Below are 22,958 nucleotides of genomic sequence, written 5' to 3'. Positions count from 1 at the left end.
GTGATTCCCCTGCGTGGCGTTCAAGGAAACTTGCTTACTTGCCGGATTCGAATTGCAGTGCTTTCTGACACCACGCCGCGGCGTGTTCGACCATCGGTTCGATCGTGGTGAAACGCGGCCGCCAGCCCAGCACGAGCGCGGCTTTCGTGGCGTCGGCGTACAGCTCGGGCGGGTCGCCCGGGCGGCGTGCGGCCGTTACCGTCGGCACGCGGCGGCCCGTCACGGCTGCGACGGTGCGCAGTGCGTCGAGCACCGACGTTCCTTTGCCGGTGCCGAGATTCAGGGCGACGCTGTGGCCGCCGCCGCAGAGATAGGCGGTCGCTTTCAGGTGCGCGTCGGCGAGGTCGCTGACATGCACGTAGTCGCGAATCGCCGAGCCGTCGGGCGTCGGGTAGTCGGTGCCCATCACCTGGAACGCATGGCCGGTGCCGAGCGCCGCGCGAATCGCGAGCGGCAGCGCGTGCGTTTCCGGTTCATGGCATTCGCCGATCTCGCCGTCAGGGTCCGCGCCGGCCGCATTGAAGTAGCGCAGCGCGACCCACTTCAGCCCGTACGCGCGCTCGAAATCGGCGGCCATCCGTTCCATCGCATACTTCGTGAAGCCGTACGGATTGATCGGCTGCTGCGGCGTGCGCTCCGAGATCGGCAGCACGTCCGGAATGCCGTACGTCGCGCACGACGACGACATCACGATCCGGCCGACGCCCGCCGCGTGCATCGCGCTCAGCAGCGTGCAGGTGCCGGTGACGTTGACCGTGTAATAGCGGTCGGGCGCGAGCACCGAATCGCCGACGTACGCGAGCGCGGCGAAATGGATCACGACGTCGGGCCGATGCGCGGCGAACGCCTTCGACAGCGCGTCGCGGTCGAGAATGTCGGCCGCGACGAGCGGCCCCCAGCGAACCGCGTCGCGATGGCCGGTCGACAGGTTGTCGTAGGCGACCGGTTCGTGTCCCGCTGCCGCGAGCGCCTTGCAGGTATGGCTGCCGATGTAGCCCGCTCCGCCTGTCACGAGCACTTTCATGCCGTGGCCCCGGTCAGGCGCAGCACCGGCTCGAGCCACAGTTCACGGCTGAAATAGTCGACGGTCCGGCGCAGGCCTTCGTCGAGATCGATGGCCGGCCGCCAGCCGAGTTCGGCCGAGGCCACCGAGATGTCGGGCTTGCGCTGGTGCGGATCGTCGATCGGCAGCGGCCGGAACACGATCTCCGATTTCGAGCCCGTCATCGCGAGCACTTTCTCCGCGAGCTCGATCATCGTGAATTCGCCGGGGTTGCCGATGTTGACCGGCGTGCCGACGTTGCGCTCGGCGCTCATCAGGCAGAAGAAGCCGTCGATCAGGTCGCTGGCGAAGCAGAACGAGCGCGTCTGCCGGCCGTCGCCGTAGATCTCGAGCGGCGCGCCGTTGAGCGCGCCGACGATGAAGTTCGACACGACGCGGCCGTCGCGCGGCGACATCCGCGGGCCGTAGGTATTGAAGATGCGCGCGACACGCACGTCGATGCCATGCGTGCGGTAGTAGTCGTAGCACAGCGCCTCGGCTGCGCGCTTGCCTTCGTCGTAGCACGCGCGCGGGCCGATCGTGTTCACGTTGCCGCGATAGGTTTCCGTTTGCGGATGCACGTCCGGGTCGCCGTAGATCTCGCTGGTCGACGCCTGGAACACGCGTGCGCCCGTCTTGCGCGCGAGCATGAGGCAGTGGTTCATGCCGAGCACGTTGGTCATCATCGTATGGACGGGATCGATCTGGTAGGTGGGCGGCGATGCCGCGCACGCGAGATTCCAGATCTCGTCCACCTGCAGCTGCGGCAGGCCAAGCGATACGTCGCCCTTCACGAACTCGAAGCGGCCGGACGCCTTCAGGTCGGCGACGTTGAGCTTGCGCCCCGTCAGCAGGCTGTCGATGCACGTGACGGACGCGCCTTCCATGACCAGGCGCTCGCATACGTAGCTGCCGAGAAAGCCGGCGCCGCCCGTCACCAGGACGCGCTGACCGGTGCGCGTCTCGAGCGAGACCCTGTCATTCATGGCTTTCTCCTTCGTCGAGCAGCTCGAGGAACCACACGTCGATTGGCTCGACGGCGGTGCGCACGCGTTCCATCCCGCCGCACGGGTAGCGCTTCGGCAAGCGCCGGTTCGCATGGACTGAAGTCGACGAAGCACCGCGACAGGCGCTCCGGTTTCGCTGACTACCCCGTTGATGCTTGAACGACGCGCACGTCGATCGATCGGTGGTGATCTTCATCGCCTTTTCCCCGATACGCTGATTGACGAGCAGGCCGCCGTTCGTGATCTTGTGCCTCGGCGTGCCGCTCGGTGAGAGCCGGAGATCAGGCAATCGGCGTGCCATGAACGATGCCGTCGCGATGCGCACGGGACCGGCGGCCCGATTGCCGCGCGATATGCGCGCTTCTGTTTCATGCATGTATCGTGGGGACAGAAAAGCGAGCGGGTCAATTGCCGGGTCGATGCAATTCGATACGACGAAACGCACGATAAATCAGGCTTTTGCGGGAATGGCGTCGTCAAACAGGGGTTGAATTTTAATGTTTCATCAATGAGAAATGCATCGATAACCGATTAAAAGCGTTTCCAGAATGCGCCGCGAATTGGGTGATTCAGTGCGCGAAAGGCGGGGCGAAAGAAAGTGAAAAAATGATGTGCGGCGTGACGGGGTGCGAGTTTTCATTTGTTTTAATTATTACGCCGACACGAAAGTTTTCTTTTTTACGGCCCATTTCGGCCCTCGAACGGCGTGTGATCCTGTCGGTATTTTCACGGATGAATCAAATTCGTTTCGATCATCAGGGGAAACGCACGTCGAAGCCTCGCCGGAGGCTGCTGTGTCGGACTCCCGGTGCCTGGTGTCGGGCGAATCGATTCTCGTTTGTGATGGCACGGGAAGGGGGCGCACATGCCGCGACCCCCGGTTTGCAGGCGGAAATGCCCGCGCCGCCTGCCTTGCGCGGCAGCCCGGTTCTCAAGTTTGAAACACTCGTTCATCGGGCCGCCCGGTGCGGGCCTGCGGGCCGGATTCGTCCGTCTAATCCGGCGATTGCGTCGCGACGCTCAATGATCGGAGCGGGTGTCAAGCTGTTATTGCGATACATTCCTGAAACAAAAAATGTCGTTTCCGGCGCTGCGGGCCGTCGTGGTGGGCGTGTGCCGAGCGCAATCTGCGGTGGAATATCGCGTGGCACGCTGCTTGCGATATTGGACGCACCGGCGGGCGGTCGACACGAAGTAACGAATAGGTGGGGCGGCCAACTCGTCAATAAGCAGTCGGGGAAACGGCGATGAAGACCATAAGCAATAGCTTGATCGGCACGTACTTTGCCCATCAGTGGGGTAGTCGGAAAGGCCGGGGAGACGCTCGCGACGCTGTGCCAGCTTCGCGGGTCGTGCTGTCCCGGTTTCTTGCCCGCCGCGCGCTCCGCGTGCTGGCGCGGTTGTCGCGCCGCACGGCAGTCGGGCGACAGCGGTACGCGCTCTCATTCAGTTCACCCGGATGGATCAGGCTGTTCGTGCCGGACAGCGTGATGCCGATTCGTCCTCGGCCATGCAGGGTCGCTTCGATCGCGCCTGGCCCATGCCGGCGCCGGCCGGATTAGATCGAACGCCTGTCGGCCGGATTATCCGGAAGACGCTTCTTCGATTGCTCAGGGAGAAGACACGCCACCTGGCTGTCATGCAGGCCCGTTGTCGCCCGCGTAAAAGGTGTATTTTCAGCGGCGCTGCATTTTGTGGTGGTTAATGTATTTGCGAATTTTCGATTCCGGAAATGGGATGTCGATTGACGGCATGCCGTCCGGCGGGGTATCGAATATCGCAAGCCGGAAAGATGCGCACATCTTTCCGGTCTATCAAGCAATGGTGTTTTCGGTGCGAGACCAATGTTCATAAAAATAATAGAAAACACCTACCAAAAAAATTTGGATAACAAAAAATCTCGAAGCTAAGCTTCGTCTGGCCAAAATCGCAAAAAAACGTGATTGAAATGGCAATAAGTTTTTATTGATTAGATAGTGATCCTTATTTTTTGAGGATTGCTCAAGTCAGGAAGATTGATGGCGTGCGATCTTCCTGATTCACTCCGTCCACGCCGTTTTGGAGTCGACCATGAAGAAGCTTCTGATTGCAGCAGCAGTTCTGGCGGTTTCGGGTGCAGCGTTCGCAGGTAGCGGCACGGTGTCGAGCAGCAGCTCGTCGAGCGGTGGCCAGACGATGGCAGGGGTCGCCGGGTTCGGCCACTTCACCGCAACCGATTCCGGCTCGGCACTCGGCGCAGCCGGCGCAACGGCTGGTGGCGGCAGCAGCGGTTCGGTCTCGTACACGAACCACTATCAATCGTCGTCGGTCGGCGGCTTCGGCTTCGGCGGCGCACAAGCGGGCGGCACCAGCGGCGCGAACGCCGGCTCGATCGGCTGGACGACTCACCACTAAGCCTCGGCGCGCAGCGTTCGTCATTGGCTGGCGGTGCGGATGCCGGGCCTTGCCCCGTGCGGGCAGGCCCGGCTCCGCCACCGTCGAACTTTCTCACAGCAAGGAATTGCTATGAAAGCCAAAGTCTTTTTAGCGACAGCGCTCACCGTCATTTCGTCCGTTGCGTTGGCAGCCGGTTCGTCCACGACCAACCAGACGCAATCCGTTGCGGCTGGTGTTTCAGGGTCGGTGCTGGTCGGTTCCGGCAGCTATACCAGCAATTCGACTTCGACGGCCGGTGCGAATGCAGGCAGTACCGTAACACCCGCCGGTTCCGCCGGCACGGCATCCGCTTTCCACAACTCGACTTCGACAGCCAGCGGTTCGGGCACGAACGGAGGTGCGTTCGCGGCAGGCGGCGGTATCGGTGCCGCCGGATCGTTTGCTGGAAACAGCAAAACGAACGAGAACGCGAATGCGCTTTCGGGAGGGGTGACCGCCACGATCGTACTCGGCGCGAACCACTACACGGCTACCGGCGCGAACGACAACGGCAATGCCAATGCGGGTGCCGTGGGGCTGACGGGCAGTGGCGGGTCGGGCGCGATCGCGGGCTCGAATCACTACAACTCGTCGACCGTGTGGAGTACCGGTCCGGCCGGTTCGCCGTCCGCATCGGGCGGAAGCCAGGGCGACTCGAGCGCAACCGGCAGCAGTCATTAGTCAGGGGTGGGGGGGACCAGTTTCCCTGCGACGCTGGTCTCTTTTCCACATTGTTGTCACGTAAGGAGTTGGCATGAAGCAGAACCTGATTGCCGCCGCTCTGATGCTCGCGTCTCTGACGGCGTATGGCGCTGACCGTATTGCCGACGACGTGCAATCGAATATGCAGACGTCAAACAACCCTGACCAGACAACCAAGCCGTCAGAACAACAAACGCTTTCGTCGGGCAGTGCCATCAGTGGACCGGACACCCAGCAGTGGCAGGGCATGTCGGCCGGCTCGTGGTCCCAGCTGGGCAGCGGCTGGAAGCAGTTCGGGGAAGCAGCGAAAACTGAAGGCATTCAGGGGAATTAGTACGGTTGCCTGGGTGGGAGGTCAAACCTCGTCCGGAGAGTGAAATGAACAGCAACAGGATCAAGGTGGCATGTGCGGCGATGTTCGCGATGACCACGATCGGGGCTCACGCGCAAACCGCGGACTCAAGTTCGAGCTCGCAGTCGTCGAGCGGCTCGACTGCGATCAGCCAGGGCGGCGGTTCGAGCATGAACACGAACACCACGAGTTCGCGCGGCGGCAACGCCACCAGCAGCAGCGGGGTGCGCGGCAGCGGCAATTCGAGCGTGAACGTCAACGTGACGATGCCGTCCGGCACGGCCGGCGGCAACGTGACGCCACAGAGCGTGAACTCGCTGCAGTCGTCCGGCGCGCCCGGCACCAATCCGTACAACACCCAGACGTCGGAAAACGTCAACTACTCCGGCACGCAGACGATCAAGACGAACCCCTCGATCCAGGCGCCGGGCCTCACGACCACGCTGTCCGATACCTGCATGGGATCGGTGAGCGTCGGCGTGTCGTTCCCGGGGTTCGGCGCGACGGGCGGCACGACGCTGGTCGACCAGGCCTGCGTGCGGCGTCTCGATGCGCGTGAATTCCGTGCGATGGGCCTGACCGACGTGGCGCTCGCGCTGCTCTGCCAGAGCGACGCGAACCGGCGTGCGGTGGAAGCGACCGGGCACCTGTGCCCGGGCACGACCGCGCCGCTCGCCCGTTCGAACGTGGCGCCGAGCGTGGAAGCGACGGTCGCCGACGACGTGAAGTATCGCGATCCGATCGTGCGCGACCGCATGGGCTTGCCGCCGCTCGGCGCTGCCGCGCCGGCACCGGCGCAGCCTCGTCCGGTGGCGACGACTTCGGTGCAGGCTGCACCCGTGTCGGTTCCGGTGCCCGTGCCCGTGCCGTCGATGGCGCCGGCCGTTGCAGCGCCTGCAGTTGCAGCCGCACCGGCAGTGGCAGCGCCTGCTGTTGCGGCCGCCGCACCGGCAGTGGCGACGCCTGCTGTTGCTGCCGCCGCCCCGGCCGTTGCAGCACCTGCCGTCGCAGCCGCGGCGCCCGCTGTCGCCGCCGCACCCGCAGCGTCGGTCGTCCCGGCGGCTGCGATTGCTGCCGTGCCGGCTGCCGCCGTGATCGCCGCAGCGGCAGTCGCGGACAAGGCATCGCAAGCGCCTGCCACACCGGTCGCCGACACGAAGGCTCCGGAGCCCGTGCAGCCGGTCGCCGACAAGGCACCGGAACCCGCACCGGTGGTCGCCGACAAGGTGCCCGAACCTGCACCGGCAGTCGCCGACAAGGCACCGGAACCCGCACCGGCGATCGCTGACAAGGCACCGGAACCCGCACCGGCGATCGCCGACAAGGCACCGGAACCCGCACCGGCGATCGCTGACAAGGCACCGGAACCCGCACCGGCGATCGCCGACAAGGCCCCCGAGCCCGTGCAGCCCGTCGCCGACAAGGTGCCGGAGTCGATGCCGGCCGCGACCGACAACGCAGCGCAGGCCGCTGCCGCGCCGGCTGCGGACACGACGCCGGCCGCTGCCGTCGTCGCGGCGCCCGCGGCCGAAGCCGCGATGCCCGCCCCGGCAGCCGATGCGAAGGCCGCCGAGCCGGCGCCGGTCGCCGCGGCAGCGCCCGCACCGGAAGCCGCGCAGCCTGCCGTAGCCGCGGCGCCTGCCGACCTGCCGACTGCCGACGCGAAGGTGCCGGAAGAAGCGGCTGCGCAGCCCGCCGACATGCCGGCGTTGTCCGATCCGGCGCAAGCATTGCCGCCGGCTTCGGTCGACCAGCAGGCCGCCCCGGCTGCACCGGTCGTGCCGGCTCCGGCGGCCATCTCGACGAGCACGTCGTCGTAAGCACGCGGGTCGGTTTCCCGTGTGACCGGAACACCGGCCGCACGGGAGACGTTCGAACCCGATGCCCGGCGGTCGTTTCCTGTTTGACTGGTGTTGGTCCCATCCCCGAGGTCAACACCTCTTTTTGCCTGACGAGGATGCAAGGAGGCCTCAATCATGAGGATCTTTTTGGTCGCTCTATTGTTGTACAGCGCACAAGCCGCGGCGCAGTCGGTATTTCAGAACCCGGCGGTCTTCGTGATCCTGGGCGAGCAGACCGCCGCGAACGCCGTGAGCGTCCAGCAGGCGCTGTCGACGCTCGGTCGCGCCGACAACACGGCATGCGCGCCGATGATGATGATCGGCGATCCGCAGATGATCTACATGATGCCGGAGGAAGGTCACGCCCCGTCGTGGCAATCACCGGTGTACGGCCGTGGCGCGCCGTTCGAAGCGCAGAAGGGGCCGACATCGACCGGCAAGACGGTCGGCGCGATGCAGCATGCCGAGGACATGCAGACGCAGCCATGGAGCGACGGCAGCGCGATCACGCAGAAGATCGCCGGCGAGTCGAACGTGACGGCGGCGGATCGGGTGAGCGGGTGGCAGCGCAACGGGCTCGGCTCGATCGAGACGGCCCCTGCGACGGAGGTGACGGTGAACGGGAAGACCTACCGCGCCTATCGTGACGACCTCAACCGCTCCGCGAAGCCGGTCGTCGAGCCGCAAATCTACACGCAGCGTGTCGTGTTCTGCCGATAACGAAACGTCAATTCGAGGACGGCCCGGCGCCGCGCCGCGGGACCATGATGTCCCGCTCCGCGCGATCCGGCAACGGCCGTTTCGACAAGCCATCCAAGCGATGAGGCCATCGTGAACTATTGCTGCCAGATCAGGGAGTCGGGCCCGCAGGATTTCGAACGCGATGCGGGTACGGCGCCGTTCGTTGCCGTCCGGCGCAACCATGTCGTACCGCCGCGGCCACTCGTCTACCTGTCGCGGCAGCACGATCCCGCGCTCGTCGACTGCCTCGCGTCACGCGGCTGGGACGTGTGGCGCGCGAAAACCGTTGCGGACGCACTGAATCTCGTCAGGGTGAACCGTCCGCATGCGGGCATCGTCGATTTCGGCAGCTTCGCGTCGCCCGACGTCACGTCGTTCGAGACGCTGCTGCGCGATCCGCGCGTCGGCTGGGTCGCGCTCGCCGACCCTGAACGGCTGCGGGATCTCACCATCGCGCGCCTGATTCGCCGCTGCTGCTTCGACTACGTGCGCAATGCGAACGCCTATACGACGATCGGCTATCTGGTCGGCCATGCATACGGGATGCTGAAGCTCGCGGACAGCAGCCCGGACGCCGATGCGGCGCCCCCCGGCGGCACGATGATCGGTTCGTGCGACGCAATGCGCCGGCTGTTCGCGACGATCCGCAAGGTCGCGAACACGGACGCCACCGTCTTCATCGCCGGCGAATCCGGCACCGGCAAGGAACTGACGGCGGCGGCGATCCACCAGCAGTCGTTGCGCGCCGACGCGCCCTTCGTCGCCGTGAACTGCGCGGCCATTCCGCCGACGCTGCTGCAGGCCGAACTGTTCGGCCACGAGCGCGGCGCGTTCACCGGCGCGCACCAGCGCAAGATCGGCCGGATCGAGGCCGCTCACGGCGGCACGCTGTTCCTCGACGAAATCGGCGACATGCCGTTCGAGAGCCAGGCAAGCCTGCTGCGTTTCCTTCAGGAGGGCACGATCGAGCGGCTCGGCGGGCACGCGTCGATTCCGGTGGACGTGCGGATCGTGTCGGCGACCCACGTCGATCTCGAGGCCGCGATGCCGGCGGGGCGGTTCCGTGCCGACCTGTACTACCGCCTGTGCGTGCTGCGCATCGACGAGCCGCCGCTGCGCGTGCGCGGCCGCGACATCATGCTGCTCGCCGATTACGTGCTGCAGCGCTATCGCGGCGACAGTTCGCACCGGATTCGCGGCTTCATGCCGTGCGCGATCGAAGCGATCCACAACTACGCATGGCCCGGCAACGTGCGCGAGCTGATCAACCGGATCCGGTTCGCGGTCGTGATGACGAACGGCCCGATGATCTCGGCGTCGGATCTCGAACTGCACCCGTACACGTCGCGGCGGCCGCCGACGCTCGCGCAAGCGCGCCGGCAGGCCGAGCGGCACGCGATCGAGGAAACGCTGATGCGCCACCGCCACCAGCATGCGGACGTGGCGGCCGAGCTGGGCATCTCGCGTGCGACGCTGTATCGGCTGATGACCGCGCACGGGTTGCACAGCTGACGCGCTGCGGCAAACCGCCGCTCAAGACCGCGCGATGTCGGCCGTTAAGACAGGAAACGGCCCGTCCCGACCGCCGCTGCAGCCATGCTGCGCGCGGCCGGCACGCGGCGCATCACGCTCATCCGAGGTTACCGTGGCAGAGTGCAGTCACTGCGGCAGGACGTTCCTGGTCGGCGGGCGGTCGATCGACGGCCGCCGCTATTGCCGTCCGGCGTGCGCGCAAGCGCATCCGATCGTCGTCGAGGCGGAGCGGGTACCCGACGCGAAAGTCTGGGAGTACGTGCACGACTGGCGTTACGGGCCGTGCCCGATCTGCGGTCGCGACGACCAGCCGGTCGATGTCCATGCGTCGCATCGCGTCGTGTCGCTGCTGTTCGTCACGCGCTGGGCGACGCGACACCATGTGTGCTGCCGGCGTTGCGGCCGCAGGAAGCAGGCGGTCGCGCTGCTGGCTTCGGCCGCGTTCGGCTGGTGGGGGTTGCCGTGGGGCCTCGTGCTGACGCCGATCCAGCTCGTGCGCAACGCGCTCGGGCTGATCGCGCGCGACCCGGCGGTCGCGACGCGGCAGTTCGAACAGCTCGTGCGGCGCAAGCTGGCGGCGCGCCGGCTGCGGCGCGCACGGCAGGGCGCCGGCGCCTGAGCGCGCGGCCCGGCGCGCCGCGCGCGATCAGGCGGCCGGCCGCTCGAAGCCCGATGCGACCCAGCGCTCGGCGCTGGCCTTGTTGAGCTTGAACCCGGCCGACACCTTCGCTTCGGCCAGCAGCTCGCCATACGGATCGAATGCCTTGAGCTGCGCGTACGGCTCGAACTCGTCCGGCACGATGTCGAGCGTCACCGACACATCCTGGTCGTCCTCGCCCTGAACCGTCACTTCCTTGTGCAGCATCGCGCGCCGCTGCTGCTCGTGCCGCATCAGCACCTCGGTCGCGGTCTTCACGAGCGTGCGGAACGCGTTCGCGTCCATCGGCTTCGGGTTCTTCTTGTCGCGGCCCATGGTCCACGGCCCGACGAGCGCGGGCTCGGACTCGCCGTCCTTGATCATCTCGACGGCCCAGCCGTCGTCGTCTTCGTTCTTGATGATGCGGGCCGTCCAGCCGTTGTCGCGCCAGAGGCCGTCTTCGTGGATGGAGGTGTCGTCGGGTTGCAGGTCGGATTCGGTCATGGGGAAAGCGGGGGTACGGGCAGCCGGCAAACGGGCGGCGGCGCGCGGCCGGCATCGGCGCGTCGCTCGCCGCCGGTGGCCCGGCGCGGGATGCAAAGGCGTCGATTTTACCTGCTGGCCGGTCGCTTGGCCCGCATCGGCCGCCACGCTGGCCATTTGGCCGGTGTCCGCGGAGGTTGGCTCCGATGTGTCGGGCGTTCGAACCGGCGCAAATTTCAAACTCGTATTACGTCCCCGACGGTTGATCCCGATGCCGTCCGATATCCCGCCTGAGCACGCCTGCCTAGAATCGATGATCAGGCTAAAAATAGCCTGAACGTTCTTTCAACGCCGAACCGGCCGTGCGCGTTCCGTGTCGCGCGGCCGATGAACCACCTGGAACTGCGCATGAGGAAATTCAATGTTCGCGTCGTTTTCGCGTACGACTGGCCGTTGACGCTGGCCGGCATCGAGCAGGTCGCGGGCAGCGGCTGTGCGATCGAGATCGTCGCGGTGTACCGGAGCGTGGCCGAACTGGTCGCGTCGCTCGGCGGTGTCGACTGCGATGTCGTGCTGGTCGACTATGCGATCCGCGGAGACGAGCAGATGGACGGCCTTGCGCTGTTCAACTGGCTGCGGCGCACGCGTCCGAACGTCGGGATCGTCGCACTGGTCGCGAACGAGAATCCGCTGATCTTCGGGTCGATGCTCGCGATCGGCGGCGTGAGCGTCGTCAGCAAGTTCGACGAGGTCGGCCATATCGTCACGGCCATTCATTCGAGCTACAGCGGCGGGCGCTACCTGTCGCCGCTCGTCAGGCGCGCGGTCGATGCAGCCGACGAGCGCGGCCAAGCGCCCGTGAAGCTGTCGGCGCGCGAGATCGAGGTCATTCGCCTGTACCTGTCGGGGGTGCCGATCAAGACGATCGCGCAGCGTCTGAGCAAGGGCAAGCAGACGGTCAGCGCGCAGAAGATCAGCGCGATGAAGAAGCTCGGCGTGAGCAACGACGTCGAGCTGATCCAGCGGGCGGCGGGGTTGGGGCTCGGCACCGGTCTGACCGAGTCGCGGCCCGGCCGCGCCGCGTGAGCGCACGTGCGCCGGGCGGCCGCCGTCAGGCCGGCAACGCAAACCGCGTCACCGCATCCCGCAGCGCCTCGGCCTGATCGCGCAGCGAATGCGCGGCGGCCGCGGCTTCTTCGACGAGCGCCGCGTTCTGCTGCGTCACCTGGTCCATCTCGCCCACCGCGCGATTGACCTGCTCGATCCCGGCGCTCTGTTCGCGCGACGCATGGCTGATCTCGTCGAGGATCTCGTTCACGCGCCGTACCGACTGCACGATCTCGGCCATCGTCTCGCCTGCGTGCGTGACGAGCGCCGCGCCTTGCTCGACGGTCTCGTTCGACGACACGATCAGCGACTTGATCTCCTTCGCGGCCGTCGCCGAGCGTTGCGCGAGCGAGCGAACCTCGGCCGCGACCACCGCGAAGCCGCGGCCCTGTTCGCCGGCACGCGCCGCTTCGACGGCCGCATTCAGCGCGAGGATATTGGTCTGGAACGCGATCCCGTCGATCACGCCGATGATGTCGCCGATCTTGTGCGAGCGGTCGGTGATCTCGTTCATCGTGCGCACGACGTCGTCGACCACCGCGCTGCCACGCGTCGCGACCTGCGCGGCCTGGTCGGCGAGCGACGCGGCCTGCGCGGCGCTGTCGGCATTCTGCTTCACGTTCGCGGTCATCTGGTCCATGCTCGACGCGGTCTGGACGAGCGCGGCCGCCTGTTCCTCGGTGCGCTGCGACAGGTCCGTGTTGCCGGACGCGATCTCGCTCGCGCCGACGTTGATGTTCTCGGTGCCCATCCGCACGCGCGACACCATGTCGATCAACCCGCTCTGCATCGTGTGCAGCGCATGCAGCAGGCTGCCGCGATCGTCCTGCTTCACGGTGACGCGCGCGGTCAGGTCGCCCTGCGCGATGCGCTGCGCTGCGTCGAGCGCAACTTCCAGTTCGCCGCCGAGGTTCGCACGCACGCTTTTCAGCACCAGCACCATCACGGCGGTCGCGATCCCGCCGAGCACGGCCGTCATCGCGAGCCAGCGGCCGACGCTTTCGAGCACCGCCGAGCGGACGTCGTTCATGTACATGCCGGTCACGAGATACCAGTCCCACGGCGCGAAGCGCTGCACCGCGCTGGTTTTGTCCTGCGGCTTGTCGGCGCCCGGCTTCGGCCACAGATACTCGACGAAGCCCTTGCCGCCTTCCAGGTTGCCGGCTTTCACGATCTCGACGAACAGGTGCTTGCCGTTCGGATCGGTGAAATTCGACACGTCCTTGCCGTTGAGCTCGGACTTGATCGGATGCATCACGATCACCGGCTTCGAGTCATTGATCGAGATGTAGCCGTCGGCGCCGGAGCGCATCGCGGCGATCGCCTCGATCGCCTTCTGCTTCGCTTCGGCTTCCGGCAGCGCGTTCTGCTGCGACAGCTTGTAGAAATGATCGGTCACGCTCGCGGCCTGCGCGACCAGCGACGCGAGCTGTTCGCGGCGGTCCGTGATCATCGAGGCGCGCGTCTGCCATGCGCCGAGCCCGGCGATCACGAGCAGGCCGAGCCAGAGGATGACGATCATCGAGGCGAGTTTCTGATTCAGTGAAAGGTTGCGCATGGTATGTGGTCGGTCAGTCGTGGAAGCGCCCCGGAACGGCGTGACGGGGTAAGTGTCTTGACGGCGCCCGGCGACCGTTACCATAGACGGGTTATCCCTATGAACCGGTACCGTGGACGCATGCCTCTCATGCCGACACGGGTATCTATGCATATGCATAACGGGTGTCGCTATACTCAGGGGCGATGGCGTGCGCGCCGCGAGCCCGGCTCGGCGGCGCGGCGGCGAATAAAACCGAAAGGAGGCAACGATGCGAATTCTGGTAGTAGGGGCCGGCGCGGTCGGCGGGTATTTCGGCGGCCGGCTGGCCGCGGCGGGGCGCGACGTGACGTTCCTGGTGCGCGACGGCCGCGCGGCCGCGCTGGCGCGCGACGGGCTGCTGATCCGCAGCCCGCGCGGCGACCTGACGCTCGCGAACGTGCAGACCGTGCGCGCGGGCGATGCGGGTGCCGGCGTCGCGCCGTTCGACCTCGTGCTGCTGAGCTGCAAGGCGTACAGCCTCGACAATGCGATTCAGTCGTTCGCGCCGTTCGTCGGCCCGCAGACGCTGATCCTGCCGATGCTCAACGGGATGCGTCATCTCGACGTGCTGCGCGACCGGTTCGGCGCTGCGCCGGTGCTCGGCGGGCTGTGCGTGATCGCGGCGACGCTCGATCGCGAGCAGCGCATCGTGCACCTCAACGACACGCACGGGGTCACCTTCGGCGAACTCGCGGGCGGCGAATCGCCGCGCGTGCGCGCGGTGGCCGACGTACTCGGCGGCGCGGGGTTCGATGCGACGCTCAGCGACAACGTGGCCGCGCGGATGTGGGAAAAATGGGTGTTCCTCGCGACGCTCGCCGCGAGCACGTCGCTGTTCCGCGGCTCGGTGGGCGACATTCTTGCCGCGCCGGACGGCCGTCGCCTGCTGGAGACGATGCTCGGCGAATGCAGCGCGATTGCCGAGCACAACGGCCACCGGCCCGATCCGGCCGCCATCGAGCGGATGCAACGGATGGTGCTGACGCCGTCCCCGCTGACCGCGTCGATGCTGCGCGACATCGAGAACCATGCGCGCGTCGAAGCCGATCACGTGATCGGCGACCTGCTCGCGCGCCGCGACCCGCAGGCGGCCGATACCCTGTCGCTGCTGCGGATCGCGTACAACCACCTGAAGGCATACGAAGTGCGGACGGCGCGCGAGCACGCGGCCGCGTAAGCACCGGAGCGGGCGGCCGCCCGGCCGTTCCGCGCTGCACAAATTTGTCGTCCGGCACCCTGTGCGGCCGGAATGCGCAAAAAAGTATCGGAAATCAGGCGTAAAGTTGGTGGAGCCGCGCGCTCGATCGACCTACATTGCTTCCCATGCGACCGGTCGCGTCGCCGTGTGAAAGACGCGGCGCACGCGCGCCACGAACCGGCCAGCGAGACATGGGAATGGAGACGCCAACAATGATGCACCCCGATCTGGAAGTGGTCGACGTGCGACGCGACGAGTCGTTCAAGGTCTGGTCGCACGGCTATCCGTATCGCACGATCCGCTGGCACTTCCATCCCGAATTCGAACTGCACCTGATCGTCGCGACGCGCGGCAAGTATTTCGTCGGCGACCACATCGGCTCGTTCGGCCCCGGCCATCTCGTGCTGCTCGGCCCGAACCTGCCGCACAACTGGGTCAGCGACATGGCCGAAGGCGAAACCGTCGAGCGCCGCAATCTCGTGATCCAGTTCGACCCGGCGTTCGTGCGCCGTTGCATGGACGCGTTTCCCGAATGCCGCGACGCGCAGGCGCTGCTCGACGATGCGCGGCGCGGCGTCGGCTTTGACGCGGCGACCAGCGCCGCGATCGCGCCGCTGTTCGACGAACTGCTGGCCGCGCGCGGCATGCGCCGCATCGCGCTGTTCATGACGATCCTCGAACGGCTTTGCGGGGCGGCCGAACGCACGCTGCTCGCGAGCCCCGCGTACGACCAGGCCGACGTCACGCCCACGCGGCTCAGCCATGCGCTGTCGTACATCGGCAAGAACCTCGCGTCCGAGCTGCGTGAAGCCGATCTCGCGCAACTGACCGGGCAGAGCGTCAGCGCGTTCTCGCGCGCGTTCCACCGCCAGACGGGCATGCCGTTCGTCCAGTACGTGAATCGTCTGCGGATCGAGGCCGCGTGCCAGATGCTGCTCGCCGACGACGCGAACATCACCGATATCTGCTTCCAGGCCGGCTTCAACAACGTGTCGAACTTCAACCGCCAGTTCCGCGCGGTGAAGGGGATGGCGCCGTCCGAATTCCGCGCGCTGCAGCGCCTGAACGCGCGCAGCCGCGAGCTCGCGCTGCATGCGGCGCCCACCGGCAATCCGCTGCCGCCGCGTGTCGTCACGGCCGGCTTCCCCGAGCGCGCACCGCAGCCCGGATGATCGCGGGGCCGCGGGCCGCCTCAACGTTCCACACCGTTTCACCCAGCGCAATCGCGTCGCCCACGTCGCGAGGGGCGCATTCACCCACGAAAAAGCTGCACACAATTCCGGAGACACCGTCATGACGCACGCATCGCCCGCTTCATCCCCCCGTCGCGCCGCCCGCCTGGCGGCCGTTGCCGCGCTCGCCGTCGCGGCCTGGCTGCCCGCCGCCGCTGCGCAGGCCGCACCGCTGCGCATCGGCATGACGTTCCAGGAGCTGAACAACCCGTATTTCGTGACGATGCAGAAGGCATTGAACGACGCGGCCACGTCGATCGGCGCGCAGGTCGTCGTCACCGACGCGCATCACGACGTCAGCAAGCAGGTGAGCGATGTCGAGGACATGCTGCAGAAGAAGATCGACATCCTGCTCGTGAACCCGACCGATTCGACCGGCATCCAGTCGGCGATCACGCAGGCGAAGAAGGCCGGCGCGGTGGTGGTGGCCGTCGATGCGAACGCGAACGGCCCGGTCGATTCGTTCGTCGGTTCGAAGAACTACGACGCGGGCGTGATGTCGTGCGATTACCTCGCGAAGGCGATCGGCGGCAGCGGCGAAGTCGCCATTCTCGACGGCATTCCGGTCGTGCCGATTCTCGAACGCGTGCGCGGCTGCAAGGCCGGGCTCGCGAAATACCCGAACGTGAAGCTGGTCGACACGCAGAACGGCAAGCAGGAGCGCGCGACCGCGCTGTCGGTCACGGAAAACATGATCTCCGCGCATCCGAACCTGAAGGGCATCTTCAGCGTGAACGATGGCGGCGCGATGGGCTCGCTCGCCGCGATCGAGAGCTCGGGCAAGGACATCAAGCTGACGAGCGTCGATGGCGCGCCCGAGGCGATCGCCGCGATCCAGAAGCCGAATTCGAAGTTCATCGAGACGACCGCGCAGTTCCCGGCCGACCAGGTGCGCATCGCGCTCGGCATCGCGATCGCGCGCAAGTGGGGCGCGACGGTGCCGAAGGCGATCCCGGTCGACGTGAAGGTGGTCGATCGCGGCAACGCGAAGGGCTTCAGCTGGTGAACGACGTGCGATGCGACGCGAAGGGCGGCGGCACGGCCGGCGCTCTTCGCACGGAGAAGCCGATGGACACGATACTCAGGCTCAGCCACATCACGAAAAGCTTTCCGGGTGTGAAGGCGCTGTCCGACATTGATCTGGAGATTGCGCGCGGCGAGATTCACGCGCTGCTCGGCGAGAACGGTGCGGGCAAGTCGACGCTGATGAAGATCCTGTGCGGCATTCATCAGCCGGATACCGGCACGATCGAGATCGACGGCACCGCACGCCATTTCGCGGACTATCACGACGCGGTCGCGGCGGGTGTCGGCATCGTGTTCCAGGAATTCAGCCTGATTCCGCACCTCGACGCCGTCGACAACCTGTTCCTCGGCCGCGAGCTGCGCAATCGCTGGGGCGCGCGCGACCGCAAGCGGATGCGTCACGCGGCGGCCGCGATCTTCGCGCGGCTCGGCGTGGCGATCGATCTCGATGCGCCGATCCGTGCGCTGTCGGTCGCGCAGCAACAGTTCGTCGAGATCGGCAAGGCGCTGTCGCTCGACGCGCGCATCCTGATCCTCGACGAACCGACCGCCACGCTCACGCCGGCCGAGGCCGAGCACCTGTTCGCGATCATGCGCGAGCTGAAGCGGCAGGGCGTCGCGATGATCTTCATCTCGCATCACCTCGACGAGATTTTCGCGGTGTGCGACCGCATCACGGTGCTGCGCGACGGCCAGTACGTGGCGACGACCGACGTCGCGCGCACGGACGTCGAACAGCTCGTGCGGATGATGGTCGGCCGCCGGATCGAAAGCAGCTTTCCGCCGAAGCCGGCGCGCGCGGCCGACGCGCCGCGGGTGCTGGAGGTCAACGAACTGCAGATCGAGCGCGGCGGCCCCGTGAACCGCTTCACGCTGCATGCCGGCGAGATCCTCGGCTTCGCCGGGCTGGTCGGCTCGGGCCGCACGGAAACCGCGCTCGCGGTGATCGGCGCGACGCGTGCGCATCGCAAGGACGTGCGCGTGCGTGGCACGGCGGCGAAGCTCGCCGATCCGGCCGACGCGCTGCGCGCGGGCATCGGCATCCTGCCGGAAAGCCGGAAGACGGAAGGGCTCGTCACGTCGTTCTCGATCCGCGACAACATCTCGCTGAACAACCTCGGCAAGTACCGGTCGATGCGCTGGCTGATCGACCGCCGCGGTGAAGCACGTACCACGCACGACGTGATGCGGCGCGTCGGCGTGAAGGCGCCGTCGATCCACACCGAGGTCGCGACGCTGTCCGGCGGCAACCAGCAGAAGGTCGTGATCGCGCGCTGGCTCAACCATCACACGTCGGTGCTGATCTTCGACGAGCCGACGCGCGGCATCGACGTCGGCGCGAAAGCCGAAATCTACGGGCTGATGCGCGAACTCACCGCGCGCGGCTACGCCATCATCATGATCTCGTCCGAGCTGCCGGAAATCGTCGGCATGTGCGATCGCGTCGCCGTGTTCCGGCAGGGCCGCATCGAGGCGACGCTCGATGGCGACGAGATTGATCCCGACACGGTCATGACCTATGCCACGGCCGGCACGCGAGGAGCGACCCATGAACCTGCCTGATTCTTCTTCCACGCCTTCCACGACGCTCGCGGCTACCGCCGGAAACGGCGACGCACCGCCGCCCCGCGCGATGTGGGCGCAGTTGCGGCGCTCGACGCTGTTCTATCCACTCGTCGGCCTGATCGTCGTGTGCATCGCGATGATGATCGCGAGCCCGAGCTTCCTGTCCGCCGCGAACCTCGAAAACGTGCTGCGCCAGGTGTCGATCAACGCGATCATCGCGGTCGGCATGACCTGCGTGATCCTGACCGGCGGGATCGACCTGTCGGTCGGTTCGGTGATGGCGCTGTCGGGCACGCTCGCGGCGGGGCTGATGGTCGCGGGTGTGAACGCGGTTGCGGCGCTCGCGATCGGCATCGCGGTCGGCCTCGGCTTCGGCTTCCTGAATGGCGTGTTCGTCGCGTTCGCGGGGATGCCGCCGATCATCGTCACGCTCGCGACGATGGGTATCGCGCGCGGCCTGGCATTGATCTACACGGGCGGCTATCCGATCGACGGCTTGCCCGACTGGGTCGCGTTCTTCGGCAGCGGCAAGGTGTTCGGCATCCAGGCCCCCGTGCTGATCATGCTGGTGGTCTATGCCGTCGCGTCGCTGCTGCTCGACCGGATGCCGTTCGGCCGCTACGTATACGCGATCGGCGGCAACGAACAGGCGGCGCGGCTCACCGGCGTGCGGGTCGCGCGCGTGAAGCTGATCGTCTACACGCTGGCCGGGCTTACGTCGGCGCTCGCCGCGATCGTGCTGACCGGGCGCCTGATGAGCGGCCAGCCGAACGCGGGCGTGGGCTTCGAGCTCGACGCGATCGCGGCCGTCGTGATGGGCGGCACGTCGATCTCCGGCGGGCGCGGCGCGATCCTCGGCACGCTGGTCGGCGCGCTGCTGCTCGGCGTGCTCAACAACGGGCTGAACATGATCGGCGTGAACCCGTATGTGCAGAACGTGATCAAGGGCGGAATCATCCTGCTCGCGATCTACATCAGCCGCGAACGGTCGCGGTAACGCTTGATTAATCCGGTATCCGAATCATTCAGGAAAGAGACAACTCATGACGACACCCGAAGCCCAGCCGCGCATGACCGCGGTCGTCTGCCACGGCCCCGAGGACTATCGCGTCGAACAGGTCGCGAAGCCGCGCCCCGGCGCGAACGAGCTCGTGATCCGCATCGCCGCATGCGGGATCTGCGCGAGCGACTGCAAGTGCTACACGGGCGCGAAGATGTTCTGGGGTGGCCCGAGCCCGTGGGTGAAGGCGCCCGTGATTCCCGGCCACGAATTCTTCGGCTACGTCGAAGCGCTCGGCGACGGCGCGGCCGAGCATTTCGGCGTGGCGGTGGGCGACCGCGTGATCGCCGAGCAGATCGTGCCGTGTGGCAAGTGCCGCTATTGCAAGTCGGGTCAGTACTGGATGTGCGAAGTGCACAACATCTTCGGCTTCCAGCGCGAGGTGGCCGACGGCGGGATGGCCGAGTACATGCGCATTCCGCCGACCGCGATCGTCCACAAGATTCCGCTCGGCGTGTCGCTGGAGGATGCCGCGATCATCGAGCCGCTGTCGTGCGCGATCCATACGGTGAACCGCGGCGATGTCCAGCTCGACGATGTGGTCGTGATCGCGGGCGCGGGCCCGCTCGGGCTGATGATGACGCAGGTCGCGCACCTGAAGACGCCGAAGAAGCTGGTCGTGATCGACCTGATCGACGAACGGCTCGAACTCGCGCGCGAGTACGGTGCGGACGTGACGATCAACCCGACGCGCGACGACGCACGCGAAATCGTCCGGTCGCTCACCGACGGCTATGGCTGCGACGTCTACATCGAGACGACCGGTGCGCCGGTCGGCGTGAGCCAGGGGCTCGACCTGATCCGCAAGCTCGGCCGCTTCGTCGAATTCAGCGTGTTCGGCGAGGATGCGACCGTCGACTGGTCGATCATCGGCGACCGCAAGGAGCTCGACGTACGCGGCGCGCACCTGGGGCCATACTGCTATCCGATCGCGATCGACCTGCTCGCGCGCGGGCTCGTCACGTCGAAAGGCATCGTCACGCACGATTTCGCGCTCGAGGACTGGGACGACGCGATCCGCGTCGCGAAATCGCCCGAATCGATCAAGGTGCTGCTGAAGCCGGCCCGCTGACGGCCGGCGTGCGCCTCACCGGAGACATCATGGAATACGTCATAGGCGTCGATATCGGCACGCAGAGCACCAAGGCGCTGCTCGTCGACCGGCACGGCGCGATCGTCGCGCGGCGCTCGGCCGGCTACCAGCCCGATACGCCGCGCCCGCTGTGGGCCGAGCAATGGCCACAGGTGTGGTTCGATGCGGTGCTCGCGTGCATCGCGGGCTGCGTGAGCGATGCGCGCGCGCAGGGCGTGCCGGCCGATGCGATTCGCGCGGTGTGCGTGGGTAGCCTGTACGGCGGCTCGGGCATTCCGGTCGACATCGACATGCGGCCGCTCCATCCATGCCTGATCTGGATGGACCGGCGTGCGACCGCGGAAGTCGACTGGGTCAACGCGAACGTGAACGTCGAGCGGCTGCGCGTGATCACGGGCAACGGCGTCGACAGCTACTACGGCTTCACGAAGATGCTGTGGCTGCGCGACCAGCGGCCGGACGTGTGGGCGAACGTGCGCTATTTCCTGCCGCCGAACGCGTACGTGATCTACCTGCTGACCGGCGAGGTCGCGGTCGATCACAGTTCGGCCGGCAATATCGGCGGCGTGTACGACGTCGCGCGCCGCGAGTGGTCCGACGACGCGCTCGACATGCTCGGCATTCCGGCGACGATGATGCCCGAGCGGCTCGTCGAATCGACCGACATCGTCGGCGGGCTGCTGTCGCAATGGACGGAGCAACTGGGGCTGCCGCCCGGCACGCCCGTCGTCGCGGGCGGCGTCGATGCGGCCGTCGCGACCTTCGCGGCCGGCGCGACGCGCGCGGGGCAGCATGTCGCGATGATCGGCACCAGCATGTGCTGGGGTTACGTGAGCCGGCACGTCGATGCGCGTCACGGGCTCGTCAGCATGCCGCACGTGTTCAACGGGCAGCGCGACCTGTACGTGTTCGGCGGCGCGATCACGGCCGGCGCGTCGGTCGCCTGGTTTCGCGACCAGTTCTGTCACGCGGAAATCGATGCGGCGCGCCTGCTGCCGCACGGCGATCCGCACGTGTTGCTCGAGGAGGCGGCCGAAAGCGTGCCGCCCGGCGCGGACGGCGTGCTGTTCCTGCCGTACCTGATGGGCGAACGCAGCCCGGTATGGGACGCGAAGGCAAGCGGCGCGTTCGTCGGGCTGAGTCTCGCGCATACACGCGCGCACCTGTATCGCGCGGTGCTCGAAGGTGTCGCGTTCGCGTTGCGGCACAACATCGAGGCCGGGCGTCGCGGCGCGGTGGCGCTCGACGACCGGCTGATCGTCGTGGGCGGGGCCGCGCATTCGGCGCTGTGGATGCAGATCATCGCGGACGTGACGGGCTTCCCGGTGTGGACGATCGAGCAGGACGTCGAAGCCGCGATGGGGGCCGCCTTGCTCGCGGGCGTCGGGGCAGGGCTCGTGTCGCACGACGATGCGCAAGGCGGATGGGTCACGCTCGTCGAGCGCGCGCGGCCCGATGCCGACCGCGCGAAAGCGTATGCGGCGCGCTTTGCGCTTTACACGGCGCTGTATCCGGCGCTCAAACCGATCATGCACGGGTTGCACACGCCATCATGAAGACACGATTCGATTTCCGCGGTTCGCGGGTGCTCGTCACGGGGGCGTCGAGCGGGATCGGGCGCGCGTGCGCGGTCGCGCTGGCGCAGGCGGGTGCGCAGGTCGTCGCGGCCGGGCGCGACGTGGCCGCGCTCGATGCGCTGGCCGGCGAGACCGCGTGCGAGACGATGCGACTCGATGTCGGTGGCGACGAGCATGCGATCGACGCGGCGCTCGCCGCGCACGATGCGTTCGACGGCCTCGTGAATTGTGCGGGGATTGCATCGCTCGAAGCGGCGCTCGAGGTGAGCGCCGCGCATTTCGATCGCGTGATGGCCGTCAATGCACGCGGCGCGGCGCTCGTGGCTCGGGCCGTCGCACGAAAGATGATCGCGCGCGACGCGCGTGGCGCGGTGCAGGCGCGGGGCAGCATCGTCAACGTATCGAGCCAGGCCGCGCTCGTCGGCTTGCCTGCCCATTTGAGCTATTGCGCGTCGAAGGCGGCGATGGACGCGATCACGCGCGTGCTGTGCATCGAACTCGGGCCGCACGGCATTCGTGTGAACAGTGTGAACCCGACCGTCACGCTCACGCCGATGGCGCAGTTCGCGTGGAGCGAACCGGAAAAGCGTGCGCCGATGCTGGCCGCGATTCCGCTCGGGCGATTCGCGGAGCCGGACGAGGTCGTCGAACCGATCCTGTTCCTGCTCAGCGATGCGGCGTCGATGGTCAGCGGTGTGTCGCTGCCGATCGACGGCGGGTATACGGCGCGCTAGGCAGCGTCATGCGGCGATGGCGCATGCAGGAAC

The 22,958-nt window shown here is 66.9% G+C and carries 21 protein-coding genes; 16 read left to right on the top strand and 5 right to left on the bottom strand.

Annotated elements, in window-relative coordinates:
* Positions 1–34: 34 nt before the first annotated feature.
* Genes galE through CFB50_RS28950 form a run of 3 tightly spaced genes read right to left on the bottom strand, consistent with a single transcriptional unit; the run spans position 35 to position 2,494 of the window.
* Complete coding sequence (galE, locus tag CFB50_RS28960; protein ID WP_089448111.1) at positions 35–1,024, bottom strand: UDP-glucose 4-epimerase GalE; 990 nt, start codon at positions 1,022–1,024, stop codon at positions 35–37.
* Positions 1,021–2,028 (bottom strand): UDP-glucuronic acid decarboxylase family protein, encoded by a 1,008-nt coding sequence (locus tag CFB50_RS28955; protein WP_089448110.1) that lies wholly within the window; start codon positions 2,026–2,028, stop codon positions 1,021–1,023. The genes galE and CFB50_RS28955 overlap by 4 nt, the downstream gene beginning before the upstream one ends.
* Entirely contained in the window at positions 2,021–2,494 is a 474-nt protein-coding gene (locus CFB50_RS28950) for a hypothetical protein (protein WP_256979340.1), read from the bottom strand. Before CFB50_RS28950 ends, CFB50_RS28955 begins: the two co-directional genes overlap by 8 nt.
* 1,625 nt (positions 2,495–4,119) lie before the next feature.
* Between CFB50_RS28950 and CFB50_RS28935 the strand changes: the two genes are divergently transcribed.
* The 7 genes from CFB50_RS28935 (at position 4,120) to CFB50_RS28905 (ending at position 10,252) form a co-directional block, all read left to right on the top strand.
* Entirely contained in the window at positions 4,120–4,443 is a 324-nt protein-coding gene (locus CFB50_RS28935; protein ID WP_089448107.1) for a hypothetical protein, read from the top strand.
* Positions 4,444–4,554: 111 nt separating this feature from the next.
* Positions 4,555–5,145 carry a hypothetical protein gene (locus tag CFB50_RS28930; RefSeq protein ID WP_089448106.1) on the top strand — a complete coding sequence of 197 codons (591 nt, stop codon included), beginning with the start codon at positions 4,555–4,557 and terminating at the stop codon, positions 5,143–5,145.
* A gap of 73 nt (positions 5,146–5,218) precedes the next feature.
* Positions 5,219–5,500, top strand: a complete 282-nt coding sequence (locus CFB50_RS28925) for a hypothetical protein (protein ID WP_089448105.1) — start codon at positions 5,219–5,221, stop codon at positions 5,498–5,500.
* 44 nt (positions 5,501–5,544) lie between these two features.
* Entirely contained in the window at positions 5,545–7,338 is a 1,794-nt protein-coding gene (locus CFB50_RS28920) for a chemotaxis protein CheA (RefSeq protein ID WP_089448104.1), read from the top strand.
* 156 nt (positions 7,339–7,494) lie between these two features.
* Positions 7,495–8,079, top strand: coding sequence for a hypothetical protein (locus tag CFB50_RS28915; RefSeq protein ID WP_089448103.1), 585 nt, complete (start codon positions 7,495–7,497; stop codon positions 8,077–8,079).
* A gap of 111 nt (positions 8,080–8,190) precedes the next feature.
* Entirely contained in the window at positions 8,191–9,612 is a 1,422-nt protein-coding gene (locus CFB50_RS28910) for a sigma-54 dependent transcriptional regulator (RefSeq protein ID WP_089448102.1), read from the top strand.
* A gap of 133 nt (positions 9,613–9,745) precedes the next feature.
* A complete protein-coding gene (locus CFB50_RS28905) occupies positions 9,746–10,252 on the top strand; it encodes a hypothetical protein (protein WP_089448101.1) in 507 nt (168 codons plus the stop codon).
* Positions 10,253–10,279: 27 nt separating this feature from the next.
* On the opposite strand, the gene CFB50_RS28900 is transcribed toward CFB50_RS28905, so the two are convergent.
* Positions 10,280–10,774: a hypothetical protein gene (locus tag CFB50_RS28900; protein WP_069252109.1), complete on the bottom strand. Its 495-nt coding sequence runs from the start codon at positions 10,772–10,774 to the stop codon at positions 10,280–10,282.
* A 387-nt stretch (positions 10,775–11,161) separates the two neighbouring features.
* Here CFB50_RS28900 and CFB50_RS28895 point away from each other — a divergent pair, with 387 nt between their 5' ends.
* Positions 11,162–11,839, top strand: a complete 678-nt coding sequence (locus CFB50_RS28895) for a response regulator transcription factor (RefSeq protein WP_089448452.1) — start codon at positions 11,162–11,164, stop codon at positions 11,837–11,839.
* Between the two features lie 25 nt (positions 11,840–11,864).
* On the opposite strand, the gene CFB50_RS28890 is transcribed toward CFB50_RS28895, so the two are convergent.
* Entirely contained in the window at positions 11,865–13,418 is a 1,554-nt protein-coding gene (locus tag CFB50_RS28890) for a methyl-accepting chemotaxis protein (RefSeq protein WP_089448100.1), read from the bottom strand.
* A 250-nt stretch (positions 13,419–13,668) separates the two neighbouring features.
* Here CFB50_RS28890 and panE point away from each other — a divergent pair, with 250 nt between their 5' ends.
* The 8 genes from panE (at position 13,669) to CFB50_RS28850 (ending at position 22,925) form a co-directional block, all read left to right on the top strand.
* On the top strand, positions 13,669–14,616 hold the full coding sequence (gene panE / locus CFB50_RS28885; protein ID WP_089448099.1) for a 2-dehydropantoate 2-reductase: 948 nt from the start codon (positions 13,669–13,671) through the stop codon (positions 14,614–14,616).
* A 233-nt stretch (positions 14,617–14,849) separates the two neighbouring features.
* Positions 14,850–15,809, top strand: a complete 960-nt coding sequence (locus CFB50_RS28880; RefSeq protein ID WP_089448098.1) for an AraC family transcriptional regulator — start codon at positions 14,850–14,852, stop codon at positions 15,807–15,809.
* A 121-nt stretch (positions 15,810–15,930) separates the two neighbouring features.
* Positions 15,931–16,875 carry a substrate-binding domain-containing protein gene (locus CFB50_RS28875; RefSeq protein WP_089448097.1) on the top strand — a complete coding sequence of 315 codons (945 nt, stop codon included), beginning with the start codon at positions 15,931–15,933 and terminating at the stop codon, positions 16,873–16,875.
* Between the two features lie 62 nt (positions 16,876–16,937).
* Positions 16,938–18,458, top strand: coding sequence for a sugar ABC transporter ATP-binding protein (locus CFB50_RS28870; protein WP_089448451.1), 1,521 nt, complete (start codon positions 16,938–16,940; stop codon positions 18,456–18,458).
* Positions 18,445–19,458, top strand: a complete 1,014-nt coding sequence (locus CFB50_RS28865) for an ABC transporter permease (RefSeq protein ID WP_089448096.1) — start codon at positions 18,445–18,447, stop codon at positions 19,456–19,458. Before CFB50_RS28870 ends, CFB50_RS28865 begins: the two co-directional genes overlap by 14 nt.
* A gap of 46 nt (positions 19,459–19,504) precedes the next feature.
* Entirely contained in the window at positions 19,505–20,593 is a 1,089-nt protein-coding gene (locus CFB50_RS28860) for an alcohol dehydrogenase catalytic domain-containing protein (RefSeq protein WP_089448095.1), read from the top strand.
* Positions 20,594–20,622: 29 nt separating this feature from the next.
* On the top strand, positions 20,623–22,170 hold the full coding sequence (locus CFB50_RS28855) for an FGGY-family carbohydrate kinase (protein WP_089448094.1): 1,548 nt from the start codon (positions 20,623–20,625) through the stop codon (positions 22,168–22,170).
* Positions 22,167–22,925 carry an SDR family oxidoreductase gene (locus CFB50_RS28850; protein ID WP_089448093.1) on the top strand — a complete coding sequence of 253 codons (759 nt, stop codon included), beginning with the start codon at positions 22,167–22,169 and terminating at the stop codon, positions 22,923–22,925. The genes CFB50_RS28855 and CFB50_RS28850 overlap by 4 nt, the downstream gene beginning before the upstream one ends.
* The last annotated feature ends 33 nt before the right edge of the window (positions 22,926–22,958 follow it).

Origin of the sequence: Burkholderia sp. AU33423 (assembly GCF_002223135.1) — a bacterium.
Classification (GTDB): domain Bacteria; phylum Pseudomonadota; class Gammaproteobacteria; order Burkholderiales; family Burkholderiaceae; genus Burkholderia; species Burkholderia lata_D.
This window is presented reverse-complemented; position numbering and strand designations above follow the sequence as displayed.

What these genes read in the sequence shown, in the direction of transcription:
- CFB50_RS28850 (WP_089448093.1), top strand. Translation starts at nt 22,167, where the DNA reads ATGAAGACACGATTCGATTTCCGCGGTTCGCGGGTGCTCGTCACGGGG.
- CFB50_RS28880 (WP_089448098.1), top strand. Translation starts at nt 14,850, where the DNA reads ATGATGCACCCCGATCTGGAAGTGGTCGACGTGCGACGCGACGAGTCG.
- CFB50_RS28895 (WP_089448452.1), top strand. Translation starts at nt 11,162, where the DNA reads ATGAGGAAATTCAATGTTCGCGTCGTTTTCGCGTACGACTGGCCGTTG.
- CFB50_RS28955 (WP_089448110.1), bottom strand. Translation starts at nt 2,028, where the DNA reads ATGAATGACAGGGTCTCGCTCGAGACGCGCACCGGTCAGCGCGTCCTG.
- CFB50_RS28930 (WP_089448106.1), top strand. Translation starts at nt 4,555, where the DNA reads ATGAAAGCCAAAGTCTTTTTAGCGACAGCGCTCACCGTCATTTCGTCC.
- CFB50_RS28860 (WP_089448095.1), top strand. Translation starts at nt 19,505, where the DNA reads ATGACGACACCCGAAGCCCAGCCGCGCATGACCGCGGTCGTCTGCCAC.
- CFB50_RS28900 (WP_069252109.1), bottom strand. Translation starts at nt 10,774, where the DNA reads ATGACCGAATCCGACCTGCAACCCGACGACACCTCCATCCACGAAGAC.
- CFB50_RS28890 (WP_089448100.1), bottom strand. Translation starts at nt 13,418, where the DNA reads ATGCGCAACCTTTCACTGAATCAGAAACTCGCCTCGATGATCGTCATC.
- CFB50_RS28925 (WP_089448105.1), top strand. Translation starts at nt 5,219, where the DNA reads ATGAAGCAGAACCTGATTGCCGCCGCTCTGATGCTCGCGTCTCTGACG.
- CFB50_RS28865 (WP_089448096.1), top strand. Translation starts at nt 18,445, where the DNA reads ATGAACCTGCCTGATTCTTCTTCCACGCCTTCCACGACGCTCGCGGCT.
- CFB50_RS28920 (WP_089448104.1), top strand. Translation starts at nt 5,545, where the DNA reads ATGAACAGCAACAGGATCAAGGTGGCATGTGCGGCGATGTTCGCGATG.
- CFB50_RS28915 (WP_089448103.1), top strand. Translation starts at nt 7,495, where the DNA reads ATGAGGATCTTTTTGGTCGCTCTATTGTTGTACAGCGCACAAGCCGCG.
- CFB50_RS28875 (WP_089448097.1), top strand. Translation starts at nt 15,931, where the DNA reads ATGACGCACGCATCGCCCGCTTCATCCCCCCGTCGCGCCGCCCGCCTG.
- galE (WP_089448111.1), bottom strand. Translation starts at nt 1,024, where the DNA reads ATGAAAGTGCTCGTGACAGGCGGAGCGGGCTACATCGGCAGCCATACC.
- panE (WP_089448099.1), top strand. Translation starts at nt 13,669, where the DNA reads ATGCGAATTCTGGTAGTAGGGGCCGGCGCGGTCGGCGGGTATTTCGGC.
- CFB50_RS28935 (WP_089448107.1), top strand. Translation starts at nt 4,120, where the DNA reads ATGAAGAAGCTTCTGATTGCAGCAGCAGTTCTGGCGGTTTCGGGTGCA.
- CFB50_RS28855 (WP_089448094.1), top strand. Translation starts at nt 20,623, where the DNA reads ATGGAATACGTCATAGGCGTCGATATCGGCACGCAGAGCACCAAGGCG.
- CFB50_RS28870 (WP_089448451.1), top strand. Translation starts at nt 16,938, where the DNA reads ATGGACACGATACTCAGGCTCAGCCACATCACGAAAAGCTTTCCGGGT.